Source organism: Paenibacillus sp. W2I17 (assembly GCF_030815985.1).
GTDB lineage: Bacteria > Bacillota > Bacilli > Paenibacillales > Paenibacillaceae > Paenibacillus.
In genome coordinates this window covers 3,250,363-3,275,811 of sequence record NZ_JAUSXM010000001.1, presented here as the reverse complement: position 1 = coordinate 3,275,811, position 25,449 = coordinate 3,250,363, and the positions used below count along the sequence as shown (strand labels likewise).

Genomic DNA, 25,449 nt, shown 5'->3' with positions numbered 1-25,449 from the left:
ATATCAAAAAGAACAGGACCGCAATGCGGCCCTGTTCTGTGAGCAGATCATCTTCATGATCTGTCTGCTGTAATATTATTTTGGCATGTGTGATAGGAGACACCCCTAGGTCATGCCCTAGCTTACTTATGTTTCTTCCAGTCCATTGCACTGTTATTGAGCAAATATTCGAAATCGTTATCCCGGCGCTTCTGCTCCGCTTGGCGAGCTTCTTCTGCCTGCTGACGTTCCTGCTCTTTAAGAGCCGCTTCGGCAGCCTTGGCTTCATCCGCCTGAGCTTTCAGCTTCTCCAGCACATCACTGCTAAGCAGATCCTTCAGTGTTGTGGGTTTATCCTGTGCTACTGCTGTTTTGGGAGCAGGAGTGCGTTTTTTGGATTTTGCCATAGGAAAATCTCCTTTCCAAACATGAATCAGGTTCCATTTATCGTACAGTAGTCATAGTATATCAGGTTCCCGTAAAGCATTCCATGAGTCTGCGGAACAAAAGCAGGAAAACGAGGGTTGCGTGACGAATGAAAACGGGTATAAAATCATATACTATTACCGATACTGCGACTATTCCCTGGAGAAAGGAGTCGTTGTTCGTGGAAGTAAACCGTGGTTTACTGAAAGGGCTTGCATGGGGCGTTGCCTTCAGCTGCCCGTTATGGATTGCGATTATCGGCTGGTTACGTTTGATGGGATGGATGTATTGAGGATGATGCCGGAAGAGGTCATTTTTTATAAAGTCATATATGTAACCGCTATCATTAAATAAAGCTCTGCCTTGCGACATTCGCATAGGACAGAGCTTTTGTTTGTTTAGAGTTCATTACGAATCATAACCATGGATTATCATCCGTTTGGCAAGGATGTTAATTAAGGCATTTTTACCGGTTCTGGATATTCCAGACCGTGGGTATCTACCATAACCTTTTTCATAACTTGATCCTTAACGGGTTTGTCACCTTCACCTATTTCCTGAGCAGCAATACCATCAACAACTTCCATACCTTCTGTTACCTTACCGAAGGTAGCGTATGCGTTATCCAGGTAATCCGCGTCAGCTAACATGATGAAAAATTGGGAACCAGCTGAATCAAGATTATCCGATTTACGTGCCATCGAAATGATTCCCCGAGTATGATTTAGGTGATTCTTGTGGCCGTTGGATGTAAATTCCCCTTTAATCGTATAACCTGGGCCGCCTGAACCGTTGCCATTGGGATCACCACCCTGAATCATGAAGCCCGGAATGACCCGGTGAAAGACCAGGCCGTCATAGAACCCTTTATTCGCAAGGGAGATGAAATTATACACCGTGTTGGGTGCAATCTCGGGATAGAGCTCAATAACGATCCTTTTGACCATCCTGCATCTCAATGGTAGCCACTGGGTTTGGACCTTCAGGTGCGGCCGGGACCGGCGCTTTCTCGGCACTGGTCGCAGGGCGTCCGCAACCACTAATGACGATAAGCAGCATCGCAAGAACGAGCGATACTGCGGTTGTTTTTTTCCACCGTAAAGACATGAAAACGTTCCTCCTTGCATCTCTGCATTATATATTTTCTCCAAATCATATTTGGATATTTACCCAACTATCATACCGTTTTTGTGGACAGGATGGCAATGTAATACATGTGTTTGTGGTGAACAAGGGATGGCCTTCATGGAATGATGGGTGTAAAATAAGGAAAATGCTTCCGCATCGGGACGTACGGGTCTGTTCCGTCCGCTCCAATACACGGCAGTCCCGGCGTCAGTAACGGAAAGGGCGTGCGGATATATGAACTTCTCGTGGAAGCGCAATCTGGTCATATTGTGGATTGGTGTATTTTTTTGTAGCACCGCGTATTCGATCTCGATTCCATTTCTGCCCCTGTTTCTAAGTGCTGACTTGGGGGTTCGTGATCACCTGGAGTTATGGTCAGGACTGGCATTTGGCATTACGTTTCTCGCGAGTGCACTCGTGTCTCCGTTCTGGGGATCACTGGCTGATAAATACGGACGCAAGCCCATGCTGATCCGGTCGGGATACAGCCTTGCCGTCTTGTATTTAATCAATTATTTCGTGCAGGACCCGTATTCGCTGATTGTTGTTCGATTGTTTCAGGGTCTGCTTGCAGGGTTTGTTCCAGCAGCGATTGCCTTGGTAGGCACGAATACACCTGAAGAGAAGACGGGTTATGCACTTGGTATTATGTCCACTGCAGGAGCCACTGGTGGTATTATCGGACCATTAATTGGTGGCGTGGTGAGTCATTATTATGGGAACCGGAATGCATTTTTGTTTTCGGCTATTGTTGTGTTAGTCTCAGCAATCATCGCAACCTTCTGGGTAAAAGAAGAGAACTTCAACCGGAACAAAGCGCGTTCTCACGTCATGGATGACATTCGTGAAGCGAGAGCGAATCGTTTGTTTATGACGGTGCTTGGCATGATGGGCATATGTACATTCTCCGTCATGATTCTGGAGCCACTATTGACGGTCTATGTGATGGAGATGGGCGTTCAGCCGGATCGTGCCTCACTCAGCTCGGGTATTATTTTCTCAGCGGTGGGGGTAGCAACAGTTATTATGGCGCCGCGTTGGGGCAAGATTGGTTCAAGGATTGGATACGGTAAAGTGTTGATCATCGGACTGGTTGGTGGGGCTGTAGGGAATCTTCTGCAGTTCTTTACAACAGGTTATATAGCATTCGGCATTTTACGATTTGTGTACGGTTTATTCTTTGCGGCTGTATTTCCGGCAATTAACGCCATGATTGTGCAGGCTACCGCATCGAGTTTCCGGGGCAGGGCCTTTAGTCTGAATCAATCCGCCGCCCAGATCGGGACGATGGCGGGACCGATTATTGGTGGTGTACTTGGAGGCTGGCTGCCGATACGCTGGATATTTATTATTAATGGAGTGGCATTGATCATCACTGCGATTGTAGCGAAGTGGTCAGGATTGGATCACAAACTGCCCGTGGCAAGTAAGGTTTCCGCTAAACGATGATGCTGAATCCCTAAGAGTACGTGAACTTACAGGTAACAAAAAAGATGACGCTGTGAAATTACAGACGTCATCTTTTTTAAGTCTACTACGGATCTATATAAGTTAGTCATCCGAAGAGGGCTTACGAGAAGCCTTCTCTTTGGGAATGGCATGCTCGACCGCATCACGTTGGTCCTCATCCTCAAGTGCTTCGGGGAAGGAGTCCTCAGTGAACAATCCGAAGTCCGGGTCAATATCCCGTTCGGTCACGAGATTATCCGGTTCATGCACCTGCTTTTGGCGATCTTCCTTCATCGTGTATGCACCTCCTCATTCAGGATGTCATAACAGCCGTTAATGGCGTGGTGGAATGTCGTTCTCCGGTTTGGCATCCGCACCAGCGCCATTAAGCAGATCGGTACCATGCAGCGCATCTGGATCGGGTGCAGCAGGATCAACCGGACTGTTCGGTTGCAGAAGATCTGCATCCGGTACAGATTCCAGCGGTGTCTCAGCCAAACGTGAATCCAATTCCGGCTCGTCCACAGCGGTTGCGGCTACGGGTGCCAGATCCGAATCTTCCGTTACAATCCGTCTGCCGGAAACTTCATCAAAGGTATCCATATCGCCTTCCGGGACTTCCGTCTCTGGGGGAATATCGCGGGACCTCTGATAACGGTCATAATAGCGGTCGCTCTCTTCGTTACTAATTGGTTTGTCAGACATGAGTAACACTTCCTTTCATTGTCGGTTGTCCAAAACTTCTTACCCGTAGTTACCCAAAGCGCTAGTGTTGTAATCTTGCACAGGTTATTATCTCCGGGTGTTCACTACGATATGAATGCCTTAGAATTTGGGGAATACATATTTAACCAAGAAGTATAAGAATCCGAAAAAGATAATGATATATGCGGCATATTTAATAAATGTGGAAGCGACCATACTTGAATCCGATTTATGCTGAACATCCTTATGTTCCACCTCAACCGTACGATGTGGCTCATTCATTGTAATCATCTCCTTAGCGTGTTTGTTTGCTTTGAGAAACCATTACACCCGGAGCAAAGGATTGAATCGCAGCAACCGTTTTTACAGCTTTTCCTGTTTTGCCTATGTTATGATGAAGCTTGAATATGTAAGGGAGGAATTTCATGTGGACTGGTTCACACTGGGCAATATGATCACACGCATCCGTATCGGGCAAAAGGCGTCCACACCCGGGTTCTCCCGTACCGTCATCCGTCGTCCGGATGGTTTGTTTTGGGTAGGCGGTATATGGTCCGGGCAAGTTGTACAGTTACGGGATTTCCTTTTTTCCGACATATGGACCATCTATGATGATGAGGAGACAGAGCAGTGGCTTGAATTTCGCAGTCAAGTTGAACAGAAAGAACGGGAAATGATAGTGAACCAGTTCGAAGACCTGCGTGATTAATCGGATAACTTTAACAATAAAATGGAAATAAGACTATAAATCGACTTAAATGTGAAATTTCATTTTATCTCAAGAAGGTGACGTGACAAACGGTGGCGAATGATAAATGAGAGAATCTAAGATAGGGAAAATTAGAACTTTGAGGTGCTGTGAATGAAAAATGTGCCCAAAGCTATCGTCATCTTATGGATGAGTGTATTGATTATTCTAGGCATGCCACATGGGATAGTCTTTGCAACTACAGGAGCGGTTCAGCAACCTGTATCCATTACAGGATGGGAAGTAAAATGGGGGAACGTTGACGATCAAGGATTCATCAGTGAGGTTAAGGGAGCAGACGAAATATGGGAAAAGCAGGGTAGCGATAAGTTAGAGTATAGCAATACGGATCGATCGAATTCTTTATGGACTCGCCTGACCATTCCTGAGTTGAGTGAGGAAAGTTCAGCCATTCGATTTGAGAACATTAAAGGCAATCATATTGTTGTTTATCTGGAAGACCGCAAGGTCTACGAGAACTATCATTACAATTATGATAATAATGCTGTGTTGCTGCCCTTATCCAGCGAAAATTCAGGTGACACGCTCTATGTATGGTCGCAAAATGAAAAAGGCCGTCTGGGGATACAAGGTACTGTTCAGGTTGGACCTTATGCCGCGTTACAGGAGAAATATATTCATAACGGACTTATTGATGTAATTTTGGGCGCGACCTTTGTTTTCACAGCGATTACGATGCTGAGTTGTACGTTCTTCCTTGGCAAATTCCATAAGGGATTATGGATCTCGCTATGCATCGTGATGGGTTCCATCGGCACGATGATCATCACGTACTCGCAATTTTTGTATACGTTCTATCAGGTATATGGTGACCTGTATTCCGTAGTCTTTGATCTGGCGATGCTGCTGGGTATGCCAGCGCTATGTTATTTTTTTGAACAGATTATCGGGCCAGGACTGCATGGAATCTTCACCAAACTGCGAAAAATACTATTCATATATTCAGTTATCGCTGTGTTCTCTCTATTTATCTATGTTACTTCAGGTGGGCAATGGGAGATCCTCTACAATCTACTCGTACAGCGTGTGGTTGGCATTGTGTTGGTCATTCTGCTGACAATCCTGTTGGTTGGTACCATCGCCAAAGCGCTGCAACGAAATCGGGAAGCTATGCTGCTTGCAACGGGATTTGGTACATTTGCTTTGATCAGTGTGGCTGAACTGTTGTGGTATTATCAGCGGAGTGGGACGTATCATCTGTTATGGTGGAAATGGTCCATGGTTGCATTTGTGATCTCGTTGATTGCCATTCTCGGAAGTCGTTTTGCCGAAAAACATACTAAAGTTCTAGAGTATTCCAAGGAACTGGAGCTGTTCAACAATGAGTTGCAGCGATCCGAAAAGATGGAGATTATTAGCGAACTGGCTGCTTCAGTTGCCCATGAAGTACGTAATCCACTTCAGGTGACAAGAGGGTTCCTGCAACTTATGACGGAACAGGAAGACAACAAAAATAAGGGGTATGTGCGAATTGCACTGGAAGAACTTGATCGGGCTTCGGGCATCATAACGGATTTTCTTACCTTTGCCAAACCTGAGTTTGACCATATTATCTCGCTCAATATCTCGGATGAATTCAATCATATTGAAGGCATTCTTGTACCGATGGCTAATCTGGAAGGTGGTAAAATCACCACCGACATTCCGCCAGATCTATATATTCGAGGCAATTCCTCGAAGTTCAAGCAGGCTTTTATCAATATTATCAAGAACAGTATTGAAGCTCTGCAGGGACAAGGTCAGATTGATATCTGGGCGTACAAGCAGGATGGAATGATTAAGGTGCATGTCAGGGATAACGGAGAAGGAATGGACGAGGAAGCACTCTCCCGGTTGGGCGAGCCTTATTTCTCCAATAAAATCAAAGGCACAGGCCTGGGCATGATGGTGACATTCCGAATTGTTGAAGCGATGCAAGGACAGATCAGCTTTACAAGCACCAAAGGGGTAGGAACAGAAGCGGTTGTATCTTTTGCCGAGTTCGTCGATTGACGAACTCACAGAAGGATACAGCGGCTTTTTTTGTTCCTACCCCTGATTTCTTACATTACCAATAACTCACCCGGTTTAACTTCTCCAAGGCCCACAATTCACATCATAATTTACTTTGGAAGGGTTGGGAGGTATGACAAGAACATAGTCATTCTGCTGCTCCTCAACAGTACGTACCTGAATGTGCTCCGGAATTACGATGCCGAACGCTTCACGAAGCGCCTGCTTCGGATTGGAGTGCAATTGTTGTCTGAAGTGCTCGTCAGTCCAAGCCTTTTCAATAATATCCTCATGCAACGTTTTCTCTGATACCATCATCGTCAACATTCCCTTCATATTTAAAATTAAACTGAATCAGCTTAGTCCTTATGTTCAGAATCCCAACTGTTGCTCGCTAATCCAGTGATGAAACCCGCCTTGGAGGAGCCGTTTCTTCCGTTGTGTAATGTCCTGAACAGCTTGTACTAAAGTGCTGCATAAATAAGAATTAAACGCCTCAAGATGCGATATTCCTAAGTTAGACGATGTTAGTGTACGATTATAGTGATAAGCAATGTCTACGTAAGAGTTCATGAGTTGTGTATTATATACATTGTCATGTATACGTTCGCTTAGAGGATGAACTGGATAGTTGTGATTCAGTGCTGCGGATATGTGGGAGAGGTAGCTGTTGTAGTTTCCATGCACAGCATCTTGTTGCGTGTCTGTGAAGTCATCGGTCATCTGGAGTGTCATGAGTGTGATGTTGATGGCAGAACACACCGGGATGATCCGGTCGGACTGATTCAGCAGAAGCAGTGCACCAGTAGCTCCAATGAGGAGAGGGGCAGCCTTTTGCGCAATCAACAAGGGATTCTGTTGGAAATAATCAATGGAATGCTCACCCGTAACACTCACGGCCCAATCCACTACATATTGTCTGAAATAGACCCAGAACGTGGAGGAAGGATTGAATAATACCGAGTAAAGTTGAAGTGCATCCATGTAATATAGATTACCCAGGGATAACTTCAATGTGGCATTCTCCGGTTGTTCATCCATCACGTCGTCCTGATTCAGAAAATATAACATATGGATGAGACAGGCTGTACTTAATTGGTGTGCTTTCTCTGGGGGTAGTTTATCTGAGTGTTGCATCCAAAGTGGAGTGATGTACCCGATGTAGCTGTGTCCCGAATCTCGTAACAGCGGATTAACCGAACGAAGCTGCTCTAATGCATGTCCTGACAAGGGTTCGGGATATTCCCGTACGAGTTGTTCCGCTGAAGCAAACACGACCTCCAGATCGGATCTAAACGGATCTAACCAATTTCTCCGCATCGTTACATCTCGTCCTTCCTGCGATAAGGTGACTAAGGACTGTTCGACTATAATCATGAAGTTACATTCAGTATAGCGGAAATAAACTGAAAAAAATAGGATTTTTTGTGATCAATTGTGAGAAAAATGATGACTTTTTGTATTTTATGGCATAAAAAAGTGGATTTTAGGCTCAAACTAGGAAGGCACAGGATTTCGACATCGGAAAGGCGGCAGAAAAATGAATTTGAAATGGAAAACATGGATGGCAGCCGGATTGGCAGCCGTAGTTATAACAGCAGCAACAGGACATGTAGCATTCGCTGATTCAACCGTTCGGGCTGAGGAACATGACGATGCGTCAAAAGTTTCTTCCTCCAGCAAACCAGCGAAGCCATGCATGCAGGCAGGACACGGTCTGTTTATGATTGGTGAGACGGCAGACTTGCTTGGGATTGGACTTCGGGATCTGAAAGAACAGATGGAACTTGGCAAGACGTTGTCCCAGATTGCGAAAGAGCGTAAGGGACTTAGTGAGGAGCAGTTATTGCAGAAGTTGAAGCCTACACTGGCACAGCGTCTGGATCAAGCTGTAGAAGAAGGTTGTCTCACCAAGGAACAAGCTGCAGCCACGAAGGCAGACATGGATACCAAGTTGAAAAAGGTCATTAATACCCCGCTGCGTGATTTGCGGCGTGAATTTGCCCACCATGGCAAACGTTCCATGGTAGATAAGGGCGAAATTGCCCGGTTTATTGGAGTGACCCCTGCTCAACTGCACGAGCAGCTTCAGGGAGGGAAATCCCTGGCTGAGATTGCTCAGGCAAAAGGCATTAGCGAAACACAGCTGGTGGACAAGCTGAAGGAACAATTAACCGGTGATCTGAAGAGATTTGTGAATCAGAAGGGCAACGTGCATCCAGCCCCGGGTCCCCAGGAACCTGTTCCTGGACGATCAACTTCGAGTGAAGTGAAATAAAGAAGAGCGTCTCCGTGAGGGGACGCTCTTCTTGCTTCATAATGTCTCACGCGTTCCCCGACTGTGAGCGGGAATAGGTGAGGGGCTTGGCTGGGGTGAGTTTCTCTTATCCGCATTAACAGATGAATTAGGTATAGAACGTGGTTTGCGCATTAACCCTACGGTGAAACGTGAACCAGGAAGCTTAGATAATGCCCAACTGATTGCAAGAGCAATACCAACGGTTACAAGGAACGATAGCAACGTTACAGGCAGATGCCATCCACTGAGTTGTAGCGGTCTAGTTACATAAGCGATCGCGTAGATCACCAGTGCATGAACCAGATATCCACCAAATGAATAGCGGCCAATCCAGGTTAAGAGGCGCTGAAACCGTGTATCTTTGCCCCGCATCAGTACAAGGAAACCATACATCATAAACATCTGAGCCATAATGATCAGAAATGTGGTTGGTTTCAGATAGGTGGAGATATTCAGATTAACAACATCCCCGGACCCACGCAGCACATCGTAACCAAGCCATATATACATCCCTATAAACAGACAGATCGTCCAAGGCAGGATCTTCGTGGTCCAACTCCTCCAGCTATCCACTGACCAGGCACATACGGCACCCAGTAAAAAGTAAAACCAGTACATCACCCATGAATAGGAGCGATATTGCAGTAACGTTGACCAAGGCTCAGACATGGATTCTGTCCAGCCCCCCATATTATAGTAGGACCATTTCATAAGCAGGCCGTAGAATGCAGCTGCCAAGACAATTAGTGCCATAATAACTTGCAGGGGCGTGAAACGCATGACGTTCTGGATACGTCTCTGAATGGCTTTTGCTCCTGTCCAGAACAGGGGGAACAGAATATAGAACTGAAACACCATAATGACAAACCAGAGATGATATCCCGTCTGTGGTATAAACAGTTCACGAACAAGACTGCGAAAATCCGGTATGCCTGCAAGCCAGAACGCGGGGGTGAAGATACGGACAGAAAGCCAGTAGATAATTGTCCATACGACAAACGGCATATAGATATCGCCAAATCGCTTTCGAATGAAGCGAGGATATTCCGGTTTGGTGTTACGATGATGGTAAAACAACATTACACCCGATAGAAATACAAACGTTGGCGTACCAAATCGGGTCAGATGATAAATCATGGTCAGCATAATGGAATCCGGTTGTTCAATATCAGCGCGGTAGATATACTCAGCGATACTATGCTGCATGACGATTGCCAGAAAGGCAATGCCCCGCAGTTCGGTCCATTCCGCTATTCGCGGTTTTTTCACATTGTAATCCTCCCTCCAGGAACCGGAGTTCATCATATAAGGGTACCCGTTAAACATTAAGGCTGCATTAAATGGAGAAAATAGGTACAAAAAAAGACGGCTTTGGCCGTCTTTTCTATTGATATATCTCATGCTTGTTTTAGTTCTGTTCCTCTGATGATGGAGTCTCTGAGGACGCGGCATCTTCTTCAAACAGTTTCTGAATGTAGGACTGGAGTTTGGTCACATCAACACCCAGTACCTGAGCTGAGCCGACCAGTTCATTGGTGAGTAGTTTGTTCGGTGGAATCTGCTGCTGATCAATATCGTTCACATGGATATCGAAGCCAAGTGATGCGAGTTTTAACATCTGAGTTGGACTAAGGTCTGTCTCAATATAGGGAGCGATGGCTTCCAGGATATCCGGGATTTTGAAGAGCGACGTAGTGCTCTGCATTTTCTTGGCCAGCTCGGTCATGAAGATCCGCTGCCGTTCGGTACGGGTAAAATCCGAGGTGGCATCATGCCGGAACCGAACATATTGCAGGGCGGTCTTGCCGTCCATATGCTGCAATCCTTTTTTTAAGTCAATGTCGTACATATGTTTATCTGCTTTACTGGTGTAATACATGTCTTTCTCCACGTCGATTTCAATGCCGCCTACCGCATCAACGAGTGCCATGAAACCTGTAAAGTCTGTGTAGACATAATGCTGAATGGGAATACCGAGCAGATCACTGACGGTTTGTTTGGTCAGCTCCGCACCCCCGTAGGAAAAGGCTGCATTAAGTCTGCTTTTGCCATGCCCCGGAATGGCTACATAGGTATCACGCAGTACGGAGAATAGATGGGCTTTCTTGGTGACCGGATCAATGGAAGCGACCATGACCGAATCTGAGCGCCCTGCATCGTCGCCTCTTGAGTCTCCACCAAGGAGCAGAATGTTCACCCGTTCCTGGCCCTCCCACCTGGGAATCGTTGTAGATGGTGTGTCTGAATCGCTGTCTGTGCCGGAAGAGGACGAGTTGGATGAAGTCCCGGAAGCAGTTGAGATGCTATTGGCAAAATGAACAATCGAATATCCGTAATATACAACGACACCTGTAATCGCAAGTGCCAGGGTCAGGGCTGTACCCCATAACCATTTTTTAAGCATAATCTTCACCTTTCTATGATTGAACTGATATGTAACCCCAAACTAGTTTAACAAAAAGAAAGCAAAATGTCCTCTTTGATTTCGTAACTTCGGTCAATGTGAGGATTGTTTGACAAATAGTTAGTCTATATTTATTATGTAAAAAATAATCTTGTTTTGTGTAATGGGGGTATTAAAAGCCAGTTATGAATCAATCACTATTTAATTGGATTAATCAGTTTGCAGACCAAATACCGTTTCTGGACTGGTTTATGATCACATCATCCGAGTATGCGGTTTGGGTCATGATCGCACTGCTCGTTATCGTATGGTTTCTCGGCGATCCATCGAAACAACGAATTGTTTTCTATGCCTGTGTGGCTTCCATTGTAGCGCTGGTTCTAACCAAATGGGGGATATCACCAGCGGTCGGTCATCCAAGACCTTTTGTGGAAGGGACTGTGCATCAGCTGGTTGCCCATGTACCTGATCCTTCTTTTCCAAGTAAACATGCTTCCTTTGTATTTGCTCTAGCGGCTGCTTCATTCTTTATTGGACGTCGCTTCGGGTCATGGATGTTGTTACTCGCTGTGTTGACAGGGGTGTCGCGTGTATATGTTGGTGTGCATTATCCAGGAGATATTCTGGGAGGATTCATTCTCGGAAGTCTGCTTAGTGTGGTTCTGATTACAACCCGCAATTATACCAAGTCGATTCCCGACTTTTTCATTAACATACACCGACGTGTTTTCCGATAGCGCCTGATTGCAATGTCTAGTGAAGTTTTGGTAGTTTAGTTTAATGAATGAAGTCTCTTATCTCTGGTTCTGCCAAAGATGGGAGACTTCTTTTGTGTTATGTTCGAAGTTACAAGAAATTTATAGAAATTGAATTCTAACATCTACAATTCATGGCGATAGGTGACGATATACTATAAATATGTATTATTTGAGGAGTGGGACACATGGAAGACACGCGGGGGAATAAGTTGGGGATATTGAAGTTAACGATTCGAGGCAAGTTACTTACTGGTTTTCTCATAGTCGTGGCTCTGCTGATTGTTGTAAGCGTTTATGCGTTAATACAGATCCATAATATGTCTGGTAAAGCCAATGATGTGGATCAGACCTGGATGCCGAGTGTAAGCCTCCTTGGCTTGATGAATGGCGATGTTTCGGATGTAGAGCGGTTGGCGCTGGCAATTATCGTTGAACAAGACGAAGAAGAAAATGTCAAGGTGAATGAAGCGTTAAAGTTGCTGCTCACGAAGATTGAGGATGAGCGTAAACAGTTGCTTACATACATTGAGAGCAATGATGAAGCGATGAAGCTCTACAATGATTTCAGTACGAATTATGATGCTTATGTGGAGAAAATGCCTGCATTCATAGAATTCGGTATTGCAAATAACTATGAAGAAGCAAGTAGACTGCATACTGAAGCCTATCCAATGTGGTACACAGCAAACGACTCTATCACCAAGTTAATCACTTTAGGCAATGAAGGATCGAATGCAGCAACGAATGAGTCTGTCGTGATGGCGGAGTATACATTTAATGTGATTTTGGCAGTGACGATTTTTGCATTCTTGCTAGCTGTATTTATTGCCTTTTTCATTGCAAGCATCATTTCACGTCCAATCAAAAAGATGAATGAAGCGGCAATGGCTATTGCCAATGGTGATCTGACGGGTGAGACGATTGTACTTAAGAACAAAGACGAATTGGGAACGCTCGCGGCTTCCTTCAATACCATGAGTGGCAATTTGCGCTCCATGATTGAATCGGTATCGATGACTTCCGAACAGGTAGCCGCTTCATCGGAGGAGCTTCTTGCAAGTGCAGAGCAAAATACTCAAGCCTCGGAACAGATCTCCCAAACGGTCGAAGAACTGGCTGTAGGTACGTCTGATCAAGTTGATATTGTGAAGCGTTCTTCACAGGCGATGAATGAGATGGCTCTCGGATCAGAGCAGATTGCCGAGCTTGCTCAGAGTGTATCCGTATCTGCTGTAGATGCGGCGAATCAATCTTCCGAAGGAAATATGATTATTCAGCAAGCGGTTGAACAGATGGGTTCTGTTCGAAATTCCATTGCTTCGCTTACTGAATTGGTTACAGGGCTGGGGGAACGTTCAGCAGAGATTGGAACCATTACCGAGGTAATCAACAACATTGCCCGGCAGACCAATCTGCTTGCACTGAATGCAGCCATTGAAGCCGCACGAGCAGGAGAGCATGGACGTGGTTTCGCCGTAGTTGCAGGAGAAGTGCGGAAGCTCGCTGAGGAATCTTCCACATCTGCGCAAAGAATTACGGATCTCGTTCAATTGATTCAGAAAGATACGGATCATGCTGTTCAGGCAGTCAAAGTGAACAGCAGTGAGACAGAAGCAGGAATCGAGATGGTTACTGCGGCAGGACAAGCGTTCGAGCAGATCTCGGATGCGGTCAACAAAGTAGCGGGTGAAATCCAGGAAGTGTCTGCAGGTTCAGAGGAAATGTCGGCGAGTACAACTGAGGTTGTAGGATATGTAAGTCAAATCTCCAACATTGCCGGAGAGGCAGCGGGCGGGGTTCATAATGTATCAGCCGCAACTCAGCAGCAGTTGGCTTCGATGGAAGAGATTGCTTCATCCGCAGGTTCATTATCCAAAATGGCCGAAGAACTGCAGGAGCAAATTAACAAGTTCAAAGTGTAACTAATGAGATGTTCTGATACCCAAGGTATACAGAAACATACTGACGGGATGGTCAGAATGCCATTCGATTTGTACTGTTGATGATAACAAGGGCGAGAAGCTGTTTCTCTAATGCGTATATGCGTTAGAGAAACAGCTTTTTTTGTCGCATGACGCAAAGCAGGTCACAACAATGTTATTGCAGAAGTCACCAACGCTTATATAGCTAGTGAAACAAACGGTTATAATGGTAATTAATGGTGGAACTTACACTGAAATACACCATGGGGAGGAGCGATATAAACTTGTAGTCCAGAGTAATGCATACGGAATATTGATGAAGAGGAGATGAATAGTTGAACATGAAGGGGAGCTGGTGGAGACGAGTCGCTATGATCGCGTTATCGGCAGGACTACTGGCAGGGAGTTTATCGATGGGCACAGGAATTCCTAAGGCGGATGCGGCCGTCGGAAATCAGAACTATGCTGAAGCACTGCAAAAGGCCATTTACTTCTATGAGGCACAGCGTTCGGGTCCGTTGCCAGCCAGTAATCGGGTCGAATGGCGTGGTAATTCGGGCATGCAGGATGGGGCTGATGTAGGCGTTGATCTGACCGGAGGATGGTATGATGCCGGAGATCATGTGAAATTTGGCTTTCCGATGGCTGCTTCCGCAACGATGCTCGCCTGGTCTGTCGTGGAATACAGCGACGGATATGAACAGGCCGGACAACTGGAGGAGATCAAGGATAATATCCGATGGGCGACCGACTATTTTATGAAAGCGCATACGAAACCGGATGAATTATGGGGACAAGTGGGGGCAGGTAATATCGACCATGCCTGGTGGGGGCCTGCAGAAGTCATGCAGATGAACCGTCCTTCGTTCAAGATCGATGCTTCATGCCCGGGCAGTGATCTGGCGGCAGAAACGGCTGCAGCGCTGGCAGTGTCATCGATTGTATTTGCAGATGATGATCCGGCATATTCGGCCAGACTGCTCCAACATGCGAAAGAGCTGTACAACTTCGCAGATACATATCGGGGGGAATACACCGATTGTATCACTGATGCTGCAGCGTTTTATAATTCGTGGACAGGATACGAAGACGAGCTGGCATGGGGTGGCGCATGGCTTTATTTAGCTACTAATGATAGCGCTTACTTGTCCAAAGCCATTGCAGCTACGGACCGGTGGTCTTCTAGCGGAGGCTCAGCCAATTGGCCGTATACCTGGACACAAGGTTGGGACAGTAAACATTATGGTGCCCAGATCCTGCTTGCCCGTATTACGTCCAGTTTGAACATGCCGGAGGCGACGAGATTTATTCAGTCGACTGAGCGCAATCTGGATTATTGGACGGTTGGAGTCAATGGGACACGAGTTAAGTATACGCCAGGAGGTCTGGCGTGGCTGGATCAGTGGGGCTCGCTCCGATATGCAGCGAATGCATCCTTTATTTCTTTTGTATACTCCGACTGGGTCAGTGATCCTGTGAAAAAGTCAAGATATCAGGATTTTGCTGTCTCACAGATGAATTATATTCTGGGCGATAATCCGCGTCAGAGCAGTTATGTGGTCGGATATGGGCAAAATGCACCTCAACATCCGCATCATCGGACTGCTCACGGTTCATGGCTGAATAACGAAGATATCCCGGCTAACCATCGCCACATTCTGTATGGTGCCATGGTCGGTGGCCCGGATGCATCGGATGGATATACCGATGATATCGGCGATTATGTGAGTAATGAGGTCGCAACCGATTACAATGCTGGTTTTACCGGCGCACTGGCAAAGATGAATTTGCTGTTTGGTCAGAATCATCAGCCCCTTGCGAACTTCCCTGCACCTGAGGTGAAGGGAGATGAGTTCTTTGTGGAGGCTGCGATTAAATCATCAGGTGCCAATTATACGGAAATCAGGGCACAGCTTAATAATCGTTCCGCTTGGCCTGCTCGAATGGGAGATCAACTGTCTTTTAAGTATTTCCTGGATTTGAGTGAAGTGTATGCTGCCGGACGTACCGTATCGGACGTGCAAGTAACTACCTCCTATACGGAGGGGGCAACGGTATCCCAACCAGTTGTGGTGAATGCAGCCCAGCATATCTATGCCATTACGGCGAACCTCGGTAATACCAAGATCTATCCAGGTGGGGAAGGAAATTATCGTAAAGAAGTACAGTTCCGCATTACAGGCCCACAGGGTGCATGGAATGCCAACAATGATCATTCGTTCCAGACGCTGACCACAGGTACTCCTGTGAAGAGCATATACCTTCCAGTCTATGATGCAGGGGTGAAGGTGTATGGACAGGAGCCTGGTGTTACACCAGTCACGGTTCCAGGCGCACCTGCTGGCGTGCAGGCTGTAGGGGGAAGCAGTCAGGTTAACTTGACCTGGGCCGCTGTATCCGGGGCCGAATCGTATACGGTGAAGCGTTCCGAGGTGAGTGGAGGACCATATACAACTGTCGCGACGGGTGTTAATGGATTAACCTATACAAACACGGGACTGACCAACGGGACGGCTTATTATTATGTAGTGACTGCTGTGAATTCAGCAGGGGAATCATCGGGTTCTGTACAGGTGTCGGCTACCCCGCAAGCAGCTTCGACGGTGCCGGGAGCACTGACTTTAAGTGGGACAGCTGGTAATGCGCAGTCGGTCCTGACTTGGACAGCAGCCTCGGGCGCGACTAGCTATAAGGTACAACGTTCGGTGGCAGGCGGGACATATGCAGATGTGGCAACTGGATTGTCCGTGTTGACTTACACCGATACAACAGCGCTGAATGGCACCACGTACAATTACCGGATTGCAGCCGTGAATGCGAACGGACAGACACTGTCCAATGTCCTGGCACTGACGCCTTCTGCACCTCCGGTGACGACCGGTACACTCGAAGTGCAGTACCGCAGCGGAGGGTCCGGGAATTCAAGTAATGCGGTGACTCCGCAGTTCAACGTGAAGAATACCGGAACACAGGCGATTGATCTCAGTACCGTGAAGATCCGATATTATTTCACCAAGGATGGTGCGGATCAAATGACCTTCTGGTGTGATTATGCCGAGATGGGCACGGCCAATGTTGAAGGTACATTTGTCGCAGTGAATCCGGCGAAGGGTACCGCAGATACGTATCTGGAGATTAGCTTCAAGTCTGGAGCAGGCAGTTTGGCCGCTGGAGCAGAGACCGGCGTGATTCAGGCACGCTTTTCCAAAAATAACTGGAGCAATTTCGATCTAAGTAATGATTATTCCTATGATGCTTCCAAGACGGCTTTTGCCGCATGGAACAAGGTAACCGGGTATCAGGGAAACACCAAAGTATGGGGCTTGGAGCCGTAACTAGCTGAATGTCAGAAGACGAAGAGCAGCATGGGCAGACCAACAGTGTTTATATTCAATTTCCACTATTCCAGGGAGGTATATATTAATGTTGAAATCAGCTGCGAAAAAAAGTTTAACAGCCATGCTGGCGGGAACCGTCATGTTGACCGGATACACCGGACTCTGGGCAGGGCCGCAAACAGCACATGCCGCAGATCAGGCCATCGAGATTCAGGCAGACAGCATTAATGAAGCCCGGTTTTTGCAATTATATGATCAGTTGAAAGATCCGGCGAACGGATATTTTTCACCAGAGGGTCTACCGTATCATTCCATTGAGACCCTGTTGAGTGAGGCCCCGGATTATGGTCATATGACGACGTCCGAGGCATACAGTTATTGGCTGTGGTTGGAAACGATGTATGGTCACTACACGGGAGATTGGTCCCAATTGGAAGCGGCTTGGGACAGTATGGAGAAATACATTATCCCGGTCAACGAAGGTGACGGCAAGGAAGAGCAGCCTACGATGAGCTCATATAACCCGAACAGCCCTGCTACGTATGCAGCGGAAAAACCTTTCCCTGATCAATATCCATCGCAACTTAATGGTCAATATGCAGCGGGTAAAGACCCGATTGATGCCGAACTTAAGGCGACCTATGGTGACAATCAGACCTATCTCATGCACTGGCTGGTCGATGTGGATGACTGGTATGGATATGGAAACCTGTTGAATCCATCACATACGGCTACCTATGTGAATACGTTCCAGCGTGGAGAGCAGGAGTCTGTGTGGGAAGCCATTCCGCATCCATCCCAGGATGATAAATCTTTTGGTAAGGCAAACGAAGGATTCATGAGCTTGTTCACAAAGGAAAATCAGGTACCGTCAGCGCAATGGCGTTACACAAATGCAACGGATGCCGATGCGCGTGCTGTACAGGTGCTGTATTGGGCGAAGGAGATGGGATACAACAATCCGGAATATCTGGATAAAGCGAAGAAGATGGGGGACTATCTGCGCTATGGCATGTATGATAAATACTTCCAGAAAATTGGAAGTGCAAAGAGCGGTACACCAACTCCGGGTACAGGCAAGGATTCCAACATGTATCTCATGGCTTGGTATACGTCTTGGGGAGGTGGCTTGGGTCAAGGTGGGGATTGGGCTTGGCGCATTGGAGCGAGCCATACCCATCAGGCTTATCAAAACCCGGTTGCAGCGTATGCCTTGTCTGACCCGGCTGGCGGCTTGATACCGAAATCAGCAACAGCGAAGGCGGATTGGAATGCGACGCTGAAACGTCAGTTGGAATTCTATACTTGGCTACAATCCCATGAAGGAGCTATCGGCGGGGGAGCAACGAACAGTCTGGATGGTTCATACAAAGCCTATCCGGCAGGCGTAAGTACATTCTATGACATGGCTTATCAAGAAGCACCAGTGTATCGTGATCCGGATTCCAACACCTGGTTTGGATTCCAGGCATGGCCGCTGGAGCGTGTAGCCGAGATGTACTATATTCTTGCGGAGAGCGGTGATTTGACCTCTGAGAACTTCCAGATGGCCAAAAAAGTAATCACGAAGTGGATCGACTGGAGTAAGGATTATGTATTCGTAGGTGAGCGTCCGGTGACGGATGCGCAAGGCTATTATCTGAATGCGGCTGGACAGCGCATTTTGGGTGGAACTAATGTTCAGGTAGCAACAACGCCGGCTCCGGGAGAGTTCTGGATTCCGGGTGGTCAGGAATGGCAGGGTCAACCGGACAAATGGAATGGATTCAGTTCGTTTACGGAAAATCCGAACTTCCGTGTAACGACCAAAGATCCAGTGCAGGACACAGGAGTTCTGGGAAGTTACGTTAAAGCTCTGACCTTCTTTGCAGCGGGAACACAGGCAGAGAACGGCACACTTAGCGCGGAAGGCCAAGAAGCCAAGGATTTGGCCGAGGCTCTGCTGGATACAGCTTGGGATTACAATGATGGTGTGGGGATTGTTACGGAAGAAGAACGTAAAGACTACTTCCGCTTCTTTGCCAAAGAGATCTATATCCCGGCGAACTGGTCTGGAACCTTTGGTCAGGGCAATACGATTCCAGGTACAGCAGGTGTACCTTCCGATCCGGCGAAAGGTGGCAATGGCGTATACATTGGATACTCCGATCTGCGTCCGGCCATTAAACAAGATCCGGCATGGGCTTACTTGGATAATCTGTACAAAACGTCATATAACACGACCACGAAACAGTGGGAAAACGGTGCACCTACCTTTACGTATCACCGGTTCTGGTCACAGGTGGATATGGCTACAGCGTACGGCGAGTATGATCGTCTCCTCGGAGATTCCGATAGTCCGGAAGTGGAAGTTCCCGCTGCTCCTGCTGGCGTAACAGCAACTGGAGGAAGTGAGCAAGTGGTTCTGAATTGGAACGCAGCCGCTGGTGCAGCTTCGTATACCGTGAAACGTGCAGAGGTGAATGGTGGTCCTTATACGTCTGTAGCAACAGGGGTCACAGGATCGACATTCACGGATACAGGCTTGACCAACGGCACAACGTATTATTATGTCATCACTGCGGTGAATGCCGTAGGTGAGTCTGCACCGTCGACACAGGCATCTGCAACACCACTCGCAGGTACCGTTGTGCCAGGCGTATTCAACCTTACTGGAACGGCTGGCAATGCCCAGGCGGTACTGACATGGACCGCATCAACTGGAGCATCAAGTTATAAGGTACAACGTTCGGTAGGCACCGGGGCATATGCTGATCTGGCAACAGGTTTGACCGCACTGACGTATACCGACGCTACAGCGGTGAATGGTACGGCTTATAATTATAGAGTCGTAGCCGTTAATACGAGTGGTCAGACGAATTCGAATGTATTGGTGTTGACCCCATTGGCACCTCCAGTTACAACGGGAACACTTGAAGTACAATACCGTAATGGTAGTTCAGGAGCTTCGGTCAATGCAATAACTCCACAATTTAATGTGAAGAATACTGGTACAACTGCTGTGGACTTGAGCAAAGTGAAGGTCCGGTATTATTTCACCAAGGATAGTGCCGCTGATCTGAGTTTCTGGTGTGATTATGCACAGATTGGCAGTGGTAACGTGGAAGGACATTTTGTTTCGATAGATCCAGCCAAGGGCACGGCAGATACGTATCTGGAGATTGAATTCAAAGCAGGTGCTGGCAGTTTGGCCGCAGGTGCCGAAACCGGAATCATCCAGGGACGTTTCTCGAAAAACAACTGGACGAATTTTGATCAAACGAATGATTATTCCTTTGATACTACCCAAACGGCCTTCAGTGCCTGGACGAAAGTAACAGCTTATCAGGATGGCGCCAAGGTATGGGGAATTGAACCTTAAATGAGTTGATCAACCAGCTGTAGAGTAATGTTACTCATCACATAGGTTAAGCCGGGGAGAAATCCCTGGCTTTTCTTTTTTTATGGAAAAGCAAAAATGAAATACGAAATAATCAAACGGACACTGCTGATAAATCGATCCGTATTGAGGCTGGAGGCAAAAATGTGAATTTGGGGAACGGTAATCGGCAAATGAATCATAGTAATGTTTACCATATTTGCGATTTTAAACATTAAAATCTAGGCCATATGGCATATGCCCTGAATGAGAAACGACCTAGCTCTTGTATCGCGGTAAAATGAAGCATATCAAATAGTTACAATAATTTAACCTTTCAAAAAGAAGGGATCAGCAGTGAATTTTTCCAGCAGATGATGGACACACCCTGATACTTAGTGCTCAAGTTCGTCTATATCAATACAGGACTTTCGACTGATGAACGTTATGGATAGCCCGTTTACAATGGGGCAAGCCCGGGAGAACCAAGCCAGGTTAAAATTCTGTAACATCAGGGGGAACTCGACATCATGAACTGGAAGAAAACGATTATTACGGCAAGTGTCACAGCAACGATGCTGATGGGAAGTCTGACGACAGGAGCACTAACGGCACAGGTATCGGCAGCTGCTGTTGACAATTCACAAGTAAAAGTAATCTGGGGTGTAAACCTACGCACAACACCTTCTTCTTCTGCGAAGATTGTTCGCATGGTCGCTAAAGGGGAAACGGTAACGGTGCTTCAGCAATCCGGTTCGGATTGGTATAAGATTAAGGATTCTGCTAACCGGACAGGCTACATATCTTCTTCATCCAAATACACACAAGCGATTAGTGGCGGCACAAGCGGATCGGGTTCGAATAGTGGTACATCGGTGACCGGCAATGCATCTGTAGAAAAAGTGATTGCGGCGGGAATGAAATATCTGGGAACACCTTATGAGTTCGGAGCCAGTCGTAACAGCACAGCTACTTTTGACTGTTCCAGCTTTGTACGCCAGGCATTTGTCGATGCACTTGGTATCAAACTTCCAGCGGATTCCCGCAAACAGGGAGCCTATGTAAAAGCCAAGGGTACAGTTCAGACGAACTGGAAAAACCTGAAACGCGGTGATCTGATGTATTTCATGTCGTATAAAGGCAGCTCTGCATCATCGTATTCGGGCGTGAATAAATCTAGTGCAACCATTACTCACACAGGGATTTACCTGGGCGACGGCAAGGTATTACATACGTATTCCAATGCTGGCGGTGGTGTAACAACTAGTGATATCTCCGGCAAACACTGGGAGTATCGCTTCCTGTTTGGTGGCAGTGCGCTGTAGGTTGAAACAAGAACCTTCTTAAATAATCCACGCATGTTCATATGCATATAAAACACCTTCCATTCTGCCTTTGACAGGCGAGTGGGAGGTGTTTTGGTGTTATTTATTATTTGAAAAACTCAATCGTGATAGTACAGTCGGAACAGGATATCCTGGTTGTAGTTGCCGAATCCCTCACCATATAAGGTAAGCCCGCCTACATGCTGAGCATCTTCCTCCACCGAAAGACGAAGAGTCCATTGGTTGCGTTCGACCGGGATATCTGCGAGTGTAATGTCGGATAGATGTTGTCCATCAATAAACGTACCCTCATTGGTAATTCGCAGTACCTTGAGCATGCCGTACTGATTGACACTGTCACTCCACCATTCCGGGGTGAACATGCCACGTCCGTTGCCTGAATCTCCAGGGCTTGTCCATTCCCCTAATCGGATGCCATTAAGCATGAATGTAATATCCGAGGGCCAATTTGGATTCACCGAAGGTGCTTCTGACCCGATCTCGAGGGACAATTCAATCGCATTGATCTGCTGTCCGGATAAGATATAGTTTGGAATTTTATACTCCACAAATCCACGGCCAAACCATAGAATATGGGCATGCATCCGCTCAGGGTCGAGAAAATAACGAGGGTCATCATACTGTCCGATAACATGATTGGACGTAGCCAGACCACATGTCGGATAGACGTCAAAGTGGGTGTAGTGTCCCACGGGGACGGAAACCTCGTGCAGCTTGCGCGCTGTTCCGCTTTCCTGCGGCATGGAGATGCCAATCCAGTCTACAGCAAGGCTGTTCATTTTATGTGTGCCGCCGTCTTTGCGTATCATTTTGGACTGAATAATGCCCACATCCTGAAGTTTGCGGACATGCATGGTCACGATGGCACTACTCAGACCCAGTGAAGCAGCAAGGTCTTTCACATTCATCGGAGTCTCTGCAACAAGGCGGATGATCTGTAGACGGACTTCACTGGCAAGTGCTTCATATAGGGGTAGCCATTCGGCATCGGTATTTGCTCTGATCACAGTTGTTCCTCCATTTTATCTGTATAGAATTAAGTTAAACATAAATTCAGTAAAAAGAATAACATTTTGCAAAATTCAGGTTGAAATTAAGGCTATAATCGATTTTAATATAAATATGAACGTTGATCCATAGAATATCAATTAATTTTTATATTAATCTTAGGGAGTTGAAATTCATTATGGAAAAAGCAAAAATGACGGTAGATAAAGATTTTACAATTGGTGTAGTGGATAAGCGCTTGTACGGATCATTTATTGAGCATCTGGGACGTGCCGTCTATGGCGGGATTTACGAGCCGGGGCATCCATCAGCGAACGAACAGGGTTTCCGCACGGATGTGCTGGAGATGGTTAAGGAGTTGAACGTACCGATTGTACGTTATCCTGGAGGTAATTTTGTATCCGGTTACAATTGGGAAGATTCGGTTGGACCTGTGTCAGAACGCAAACGCAGACTGGAACTGGCCTGGAGAACGATTGAGACCAATGAATTTGGCTTCAACGAATTCGTGGACTGGGCGAAACAGGCTAATTCTGAAGTGATGATGGCGGTCAATCTGGGAACACGGGGTACGGATGCAGCTCGCAACATTGTGGAGTACAGCAACCATCCGGAAGGTTCGTACTATAGTGATCTTCGCATCAAGCACGGATACAAGCAGCCGCATTCGATTAAAACATGGTGTCTGGGCAACGAGATGGATGGTCCTTGGCAGATTGGTCACAAAACGGCAGATGAGTATGGACGGTTAGCTGTTGAAGCGGCAAAAGTCATGAAGTGGACGGACCCGACGATTGAGCTGGTAGCCTGCGGAAGTTCGAATCTGAATATGCCATCGTTCCCGGAATGGGAAGCAACGGTGCTGGATCATACGTATGATCACGTCGAGTATCTGTCCTTGCACCAATACTATGGCAATCAAGAGCAAGATACGCCAACATTCCTGGCACGCTCGCTTGAAATGGATCGTTTTATCGATACCGTGAAGGCGACTTGTGATTATATCAAAGCGAAGAAACGCAGCAAAAAGACAATGTATCTGTCCTTTGATGAGTGGAATGTATGGTATCACTCCAATGAAAATGATTCGAAGATGGACCCTTGGCAGATTGCCCCGCCACAGCTGGAGGATATCTACAATCATGAGGATGCACTGCTTGTTGGATGTATGTTGATCAGTATGCTCAAACATGCGGATCGGGTTAAAATGGCCTGTCTGGCACAACTCGTTAACGTGATTGCACCAATCATGACAGATACGGGCGGTGGTTCATGGAGACAGACAATCTTCTATCCATTCATGCATACATCCCTCTTCGGACGTGGAACAGCATTGGTGCCATTGATTCAGTCTCCGAAATACGATACTAAACAAATCACAGATGTTCCTTATCTGGAAGCTATTGCGGTTCATAACGAAGAGCAGGGTGAAGTGACTGTATTTGCAGTCAACCGTCATCTGGAAGAATCCCTTCCGCTCGAAGTGGACCTGCGCAGCTTCGGGAAGTGTACCGTGATCGAGCATATCGTGCTGGAGAGTGATGATCTCAAAGCATCTAATACGGCGGCACAACCAAACCGCGTTGCTCCTCATAATCGCGGGGGTGCAGTTGTATCTGATACCCTGATTACGGCGAGCTTGGCAAAAGCATCATGGAACGTGATTCGTTTGAAAGTCCAGTAATGGATCAGCGTACTTCTTGAATCAAAAAAAGCTGGGTGCGAGTTCATCGCATCCAGCTTTTTTTCGTCACATGCTACGGTCTCACTTAAGATTTAAACTCAAAACTTTCGCCATCGCGTGGAATGAGCACCTGACCGTCCAACTGCTCGGATGCCAGATAAGTCGCAAGATCCGTACGAGACATCACACAATGGTTAATCGCATCCATGTGCACAGCGATGACATGAGCAGACGGCGCATGGCGCTTCACGGCGACAACGTCAGGGCCGTCCATCGTAATGGGATCACCCTCCACGAAGCGTGCACCTCCTGCATTCACGACAATGACTTCAGGGCTATATTGGCGAATGGCCTCAGCAGGTTCTTCACACCAGATCGTATCCCCCGCAATATAGGTGACAGGTTCTCCATCTGCTTCAAGTACGAAACCGGACACCTTGCCCATACGTTCACCGATTTCACCTGTGCCATGATGCCCGGATGTACGGGCGAATCGGACAGAGTGATGCTCATGTTTTTCATCTACAACTGTTACATTCGTGAATCCGGCACCTAGAAATATATTCTCGTCCCCAGGCTGGCAGATCAGGGGAATGTCTTTGCCAAGTTGTTTCGCCGCGGCTTCATCCCAGTGGTCCACATGGGTGTGTGTCACAATCAACAGATCCGGATTCAGATAATCCGTTTCGGTTTCGGGCAGACCGACTCTCGGATTACGTAGCTCATTCGGTGTGTTCGGGAATGCAGGCATGACTTCGGCGTCCATCAGCATCGGATCAACGAGAATGTTCAGTCCTCCGTATTCCAGCCACAGTGTAGCATTGCGAATCAATTGAATTTTCATTATATTTGCACTCCTTCGAGTTGTTTAATAGTATTACCCT

20 protein-coding genes and 1 pseudogene are annotated in these 25,449 nt (G+C 46.9%); 10 read left to right on the top strand and 11 right to left on the bottom strand.

Features of this window, described 5'->3' with window-relative positions; all coding sequences use genetic code 11:
* Window positions 1-122: 122 nt before the first annotated feature.
* Window positions 123-386, bottom strand: a complete 264-nt coding sequence (locus QF041_RS14605) for a YqkE family protein (protein ID WP_211081827.1) — start codon at window positions 384-386, stop codon at window positions 123-125.
* 474 nt (window positions 387-860) lie between these two features.
* Window positions 861-1,512 (bottom strand): annotated as a pseudogene (locus QF041_RS14600) (peptidylprolyl isomerase).
* Between the two features lie 255 nt (window positions 1,513-1,767).
* On the opposite strand from QF041_RS14600, the gene QF041_RS14595 reads away from it, so the two are divergent.
* The gene (locus QF041_RS14595; RefSeq protein ID WP_047841895.1) at window positions 1,768-2,982 is read left to right on the top strand and encodes an MFS transporter; all 1,215 of its coding nucleotides are present in this window, start codon (window positions 1,768-1,770) and stop codon (window positions 2,980-2,982) included.
* Between the two features lie 102 nt (window positions 2,983-3,084).
* On the opposite strand, the gene QF041_RS14590 is transcribed toward QF041_RS14595, so the two are convergent.
* The 3 genes from QF041_RS14590 to QF041_RS14580 form a co-directional block, all read right to left on the bottom strand.
* The gene (locus QF041_RS14590) at window positions 3,085-3,276 is read right to left on the bottom strand and encodes a hypothetical protein (protein ID WP_221819027.1); all 192 of its coding nucleotides are present in this window, start codon (window positions 3,274-3,276) and stop codon (window positions 3,085-3,087) included.
* A 39-nt stretch (window positions 3,277-3,315) separates the two neighbouring features.
* Complete coding sequence (locus tag QF041_RS14585) at window positions 3,316-3,687, bottom strand: hypothetical protein (RefSeq protein WP_036611534.1); 372 nt, start codon at window positions 3,685-3,687, stop codon at window positions 3,316-3,318.
* Window positions 3,688-3,807: 120 nt separating this feature from the next.
* Entirely contained in the window at window positions 3,808-3,969 is a 162-nt protein-coding gene (locus tag QF041_RS14580; RefSeq protein ID WP_017690239.1) for a hypothetical protein, read from the bottom strand.
* A gap of 145 nt (window positions 3,970-4,114) precedes the next feature.
* On the opposite strand from QF041_RS14580, the gene QF041_RS14575 reads away from it, so the two are divergent.
* The gene (locus QF041_RS14575) at window positions 4,115-4,396 is read left to right on the top strand and encodes a hypothetical protein (protein WP_017690238.1); all 282 of its coding nucleotides are present in this window, start codon (window positions 4,115-4,117) and stop codon (window positions 4,394-4,396) included.
* 153 nt (window positions 4,397-4,549) lie between these two features.
* The gene (locus tag QF041_RS14570) at window positions 4,550-6,448 is read left to right on the top strand and encodes a sensor histidine kinase (protein ID WP_100526916.1); all 1,899 of its coding nucleotides are present in this window, start codon (window positions 4,550-4,552) and stop codon (window positions 6,446-6,448) included.
* A 75-nt stretch (window positions 6,449-6,523) separates the two neighbouring features.
* Here the strand turns inward: QF041_RS14570 and QF041_RS14565 are convergent, their stop codons facing one another.
* Together QF041_RS14565 and QF041_RS14560 are read right to left on the bottom strand one after the other, a co-directional pair.
* A complete protein-coding gene (locus QF041_RS14565) occupies window positions 6,524-6,766 on the bottom strand; it encodes an NHLP leader peptide family RiPP precursor (protein ID WP_091015589.1) in 243 nt (80 codons plus the stop codon).
* Between the two features lie 54 nt (window positions 6,767-6,820).
* On the bottom strand, window positions 6,821-7,825 hold the full coding sequence (locus QF041_RS14560) for a hypothetical protein (protein WP_307414684.1): 1,005 nt from the start codon (window positions 7,823-7,825) through the stop codon (window positions 6,821-6,823).
* Between the two features lie 163 nt (window positions 7,826-7,988).
* Between QF041_RS14560 and QF041_RS14555 the strand changes: the two genes are divergently transcribed.
* On the top strand, window positions 7,989-8,726 hold the full coding sequence (locus QF041_RS14555; RefSeq protein WP_074093832.1) for a hypothetical protein: 738 nt from the start codon (window positions 7,989-7,991) through the stop codon (window positions 8,724-8,726).
* 36 nt (window positions 8,727-8,762) lie between these two features.
* Here the strand turns inward: QF041_RS14555 and QF041_RS14550 are convergent, their stop codons facing one another.
* Window positions 8,763-10,016, bottom strand: coding sequence for an acyltransferase (locus QF041_RS14550; RefSeq protein ID WP_307414683.1), 1,254 nt, complete (start codon window positions 10,014-10,016; stop codon window positions 8,763-8,765).
* Window positions 10,017-10,155: 139 nt separating this feature from the next.
* The gene (locus QF041_RS14545; protein ID WP_307414682.1) at window positions 10,156-11,151 is read right to left on the bottom strand and encodes an LCP family protein; all 996 of its coding nucleotides are present in this window, start codon (window positions 11,149-11,151) and stop codon (window positions 10,156-10,158) included.
* A 185-nt stretch (window positions 11,152-11,336) separates the two neighbouring features.
* On the opposite strand from QF041_RS14545, the gene QF041_RS14540 reads away from it, so the two are divergent.
* The 5 genes from QF041_RS14540 to QF041_RS14520 all read left to right on the top strand — a co-directional run bounded on the left by QF041_RS14540 (window position 11,337) and on the right by QF041_RS14520 (window position 21,852).
* Window positions 11,337-11,888 (top strand): undecaprenyl-diphosphatase, encoded by a 552-nt coding sequence (locus QF041_RS14540; RefSeq protein WP_307414681.1) that lies wholly within the window; start codon window positions 11,337-11,339, stop codon window positions 11,886-11,888.
* Between the two features lie 206 nt (window positions 11,889-12,094).
* Window positions 12,095-13,831: a methyl-accepting chemotaxis protein gene (locus QF041_RS14535; RefSeq protein ID WP_307414680.1), complete on the top strand. Its 1,737-nt coding sequence runs from the start codon at window positions 12,095-12,097 to the stop codon at window positions 13,829-13,831.
* A 341-nt stretch (window positions 13,832-14,172) separates the two neighbouring features.
* Entirely contained in the window at window positions 14,173-17,166 is a 2,994-nt protein-coding gene (locus QF041_RS14530; RefSeq protein WP_373461391.1) for a glycoside hydrolase family 9 protein, read from the top strand.
* Between the two features lie 88 nt (window positions 17,167-17,254).
* On the top strand, window positions 17,255-20,530 hold the full coding sequence (locus QF041_RS14525) for a glycoside hydrolase family 48 protein (protein WP_307414679.1): 3,276 nt from the start codon (window positions 17,255-17,257) through the stop codon (window positions 20,528-20,530).
* A 527-nt stretch (window positions 20,531-21,057) separates the two neighbouring features.
* Window positions 21,058-21,852, top strand: coding sequence for a C40 family peptidase (locus QF041_RS14520; RefSeq protein ID WP_307414678.1), 795 nt, complete (start codon window positions 21,058-21,060; stop codon window positions 21,850-21,852).
* A 119-nt stretch (window positions 21,853-21,971) separates the two neighbouring features.
* Here QF041_RS14520 and QF041_RS14515 read toward each other — a convergent pair whose 3' ends face one another.
* Complete coding sequence (locus QF041_RS14515) at window positions 21,972-22,877, bottom strand: ArsR/SmtB family transcription factor (protein WP_047844139.1); 906 nt, start codon at window positions 22,875-22,877, stop codon at window positions 21,972-21,974.
* Window positions 22,878-23,059: 182 nt separating this feature from the next.
* Between QF041_RS14515 and arfA the strand changes: the two genes are divergently transcribed.
* Window positions 23,060-24,565 carry an arabinosylfuranosidase ArfA gene (gene arfA / locus QF041_RS14510; protein WP_307414677.1) on the top strand — a complete coding sequence of 502 codons (1,506 nt, stop codon included), beginning with the start codon at window positions 23,060-23,062 and terminating at the stop codon, window positions 24,563-24,565.
* Between the two features lie 85 nt (window positions 24,566-24,650).
* Here arfA and QF041_RS14505 read toward each other — a convergent pair whose 3' ends face one another.
* On the bottom strand, window positions 24,651-25,409 hold the full coding sequence (locus tag QF041_RS14505; protein WP_307414676.1) for an MBL fold metallo-hydrolase: 759 nt from the start codon (window positions 25,407-25,409) through the stop codon (window positions 24,651-24,653).
* Window positions 25,410-25,449 lie beyond the last annotated feature (40 nt).

What these genes read in the sequence shown, in the direction of transcription:
- QF041_RS14605 (WP_211081827.1), bottom strand. Translation starts at nt 386, where the DNA reads ATGGCAAAATCCAAAAAACGCACTCCTGCTCCCAAAACAGCAGTAGCA.
- QF041_RS14595 (WP_047841895.1), top strand. Translation starts at nt 1,768, where the DNA reads ATGAACTTCTCGTGGAAGCGCAATCTGGTCATATTGTGGATTGGTGTA.
- QF041_RS14590 (WP_221819027.1), bottom strand. Translation starts at nt 3,276, where the DNA reads ATGAAGGAAGATCGCCAAAAGCAGGTGCATGAACCGGATAATCTCGTG.
- QF041_RS14585 (WP_036611534.1), bottom strand. Translation starts at nt 3,687, where the DNA reads ATGTCTGACAAACCAATTAGTAACGAAGAGAGCGACCGCTATTATGAC.
- QF041_RS14580 (WP_017690239.1), bottom strand. Translation starts at nt 3,969, where the DNA reads ATGAATGAGCCACATCGTACGGTTGAGGTGGAACATAAGGATGTTCAG.
- QF041_RS14570 (WP_100526916.1), top strand. Translation starts at nt 4,550, where the DNA reads ATGAAAAATGTGCCCAAAGCTATCGTCATCTTATGGATGAGTGTATTG.
- QF041_RS14565 (WP_091015589.1), bottom strand. Translation starts at nt 6,766, where the DNA reads ATGATGGTATCAGAGAAAACGTTGCATGAGGATATTATTGAAAAGGCT.
- QF041_RS14560 (WP_307414684.1), bottom strand. Translation starts at nt 7,825, where the DNA reads ATGATTATAGTCGAACAGTCCTTAGTCACCTTATCGCAGGAAGGACGA.
- QF041_RS14555 (WP_074093832.1), top strand. Translation starts at nt 7,989, where the DNA reads ATGAATTTGAAATGGAAAACATGGATGGCAGCCGGATTGGCAGCCGTA.
- QF041_RS14545 (WP_307414682.1), bottom strand. Translation starts at nt 11,151, where the DNA reads ATGCTTAAAAAATGGTTATGGGGTACAGCCCTGACCCTGGCACTTGCG.
- QF041_RS14540 (WP_307414681.1), top strand. Translation starts at nt 11,337, where the DNA reads ATGAATCAATCACTATTTAATTGGATTAATCAGTTTGCAGACCAAATA.
- QF041_RS14535 (WP_307414680.1), top strand. Translation starts at nt 12,095, where the DNA reads ATGGAAGACACGCGGGGGAATAAGTTGGGGATATTGAAGTTAACGATT.
- QF041_RS14530 (WP_373461391.1), top strand. Translation starts at nt 14,173, where the DNA reads ATGAAGGGGAGCTGGTGGAGACGAGTCGCTATGATCGCGTTATCGGCA.
- QF041_RS14525 (WP_307414679.1), top strand. Translation starts at nt 17,255, where the DNA reads ATGTTGAAATCAGCTGCGAAAAAAAGTTTAACAGCCATGCTGGCGGGA.
- QF041_RS14520 (WP_307414678.1), top strand. Translation starts at nt 21,058, where the DNA reads ATGAACTGGAAGAAAACGATTATTACGGCAAGTGTCACAGCAACGATG.
- arfA (WP_307414677.1), top strand. Translation starts at nt 23,060, where the DNA reads ATGGAAAAAGCAAAAATGACGGTAGATAAAGATTTTACAATTGGTGTA.
- QF041_RS14505 (WP_307414676.1), bottom strand. Translation starts at nt 25,409, where the DNA reads ATGAAAATTCAATTGATTCGCAATGCTACACTGTGGCTGGAATACGGA.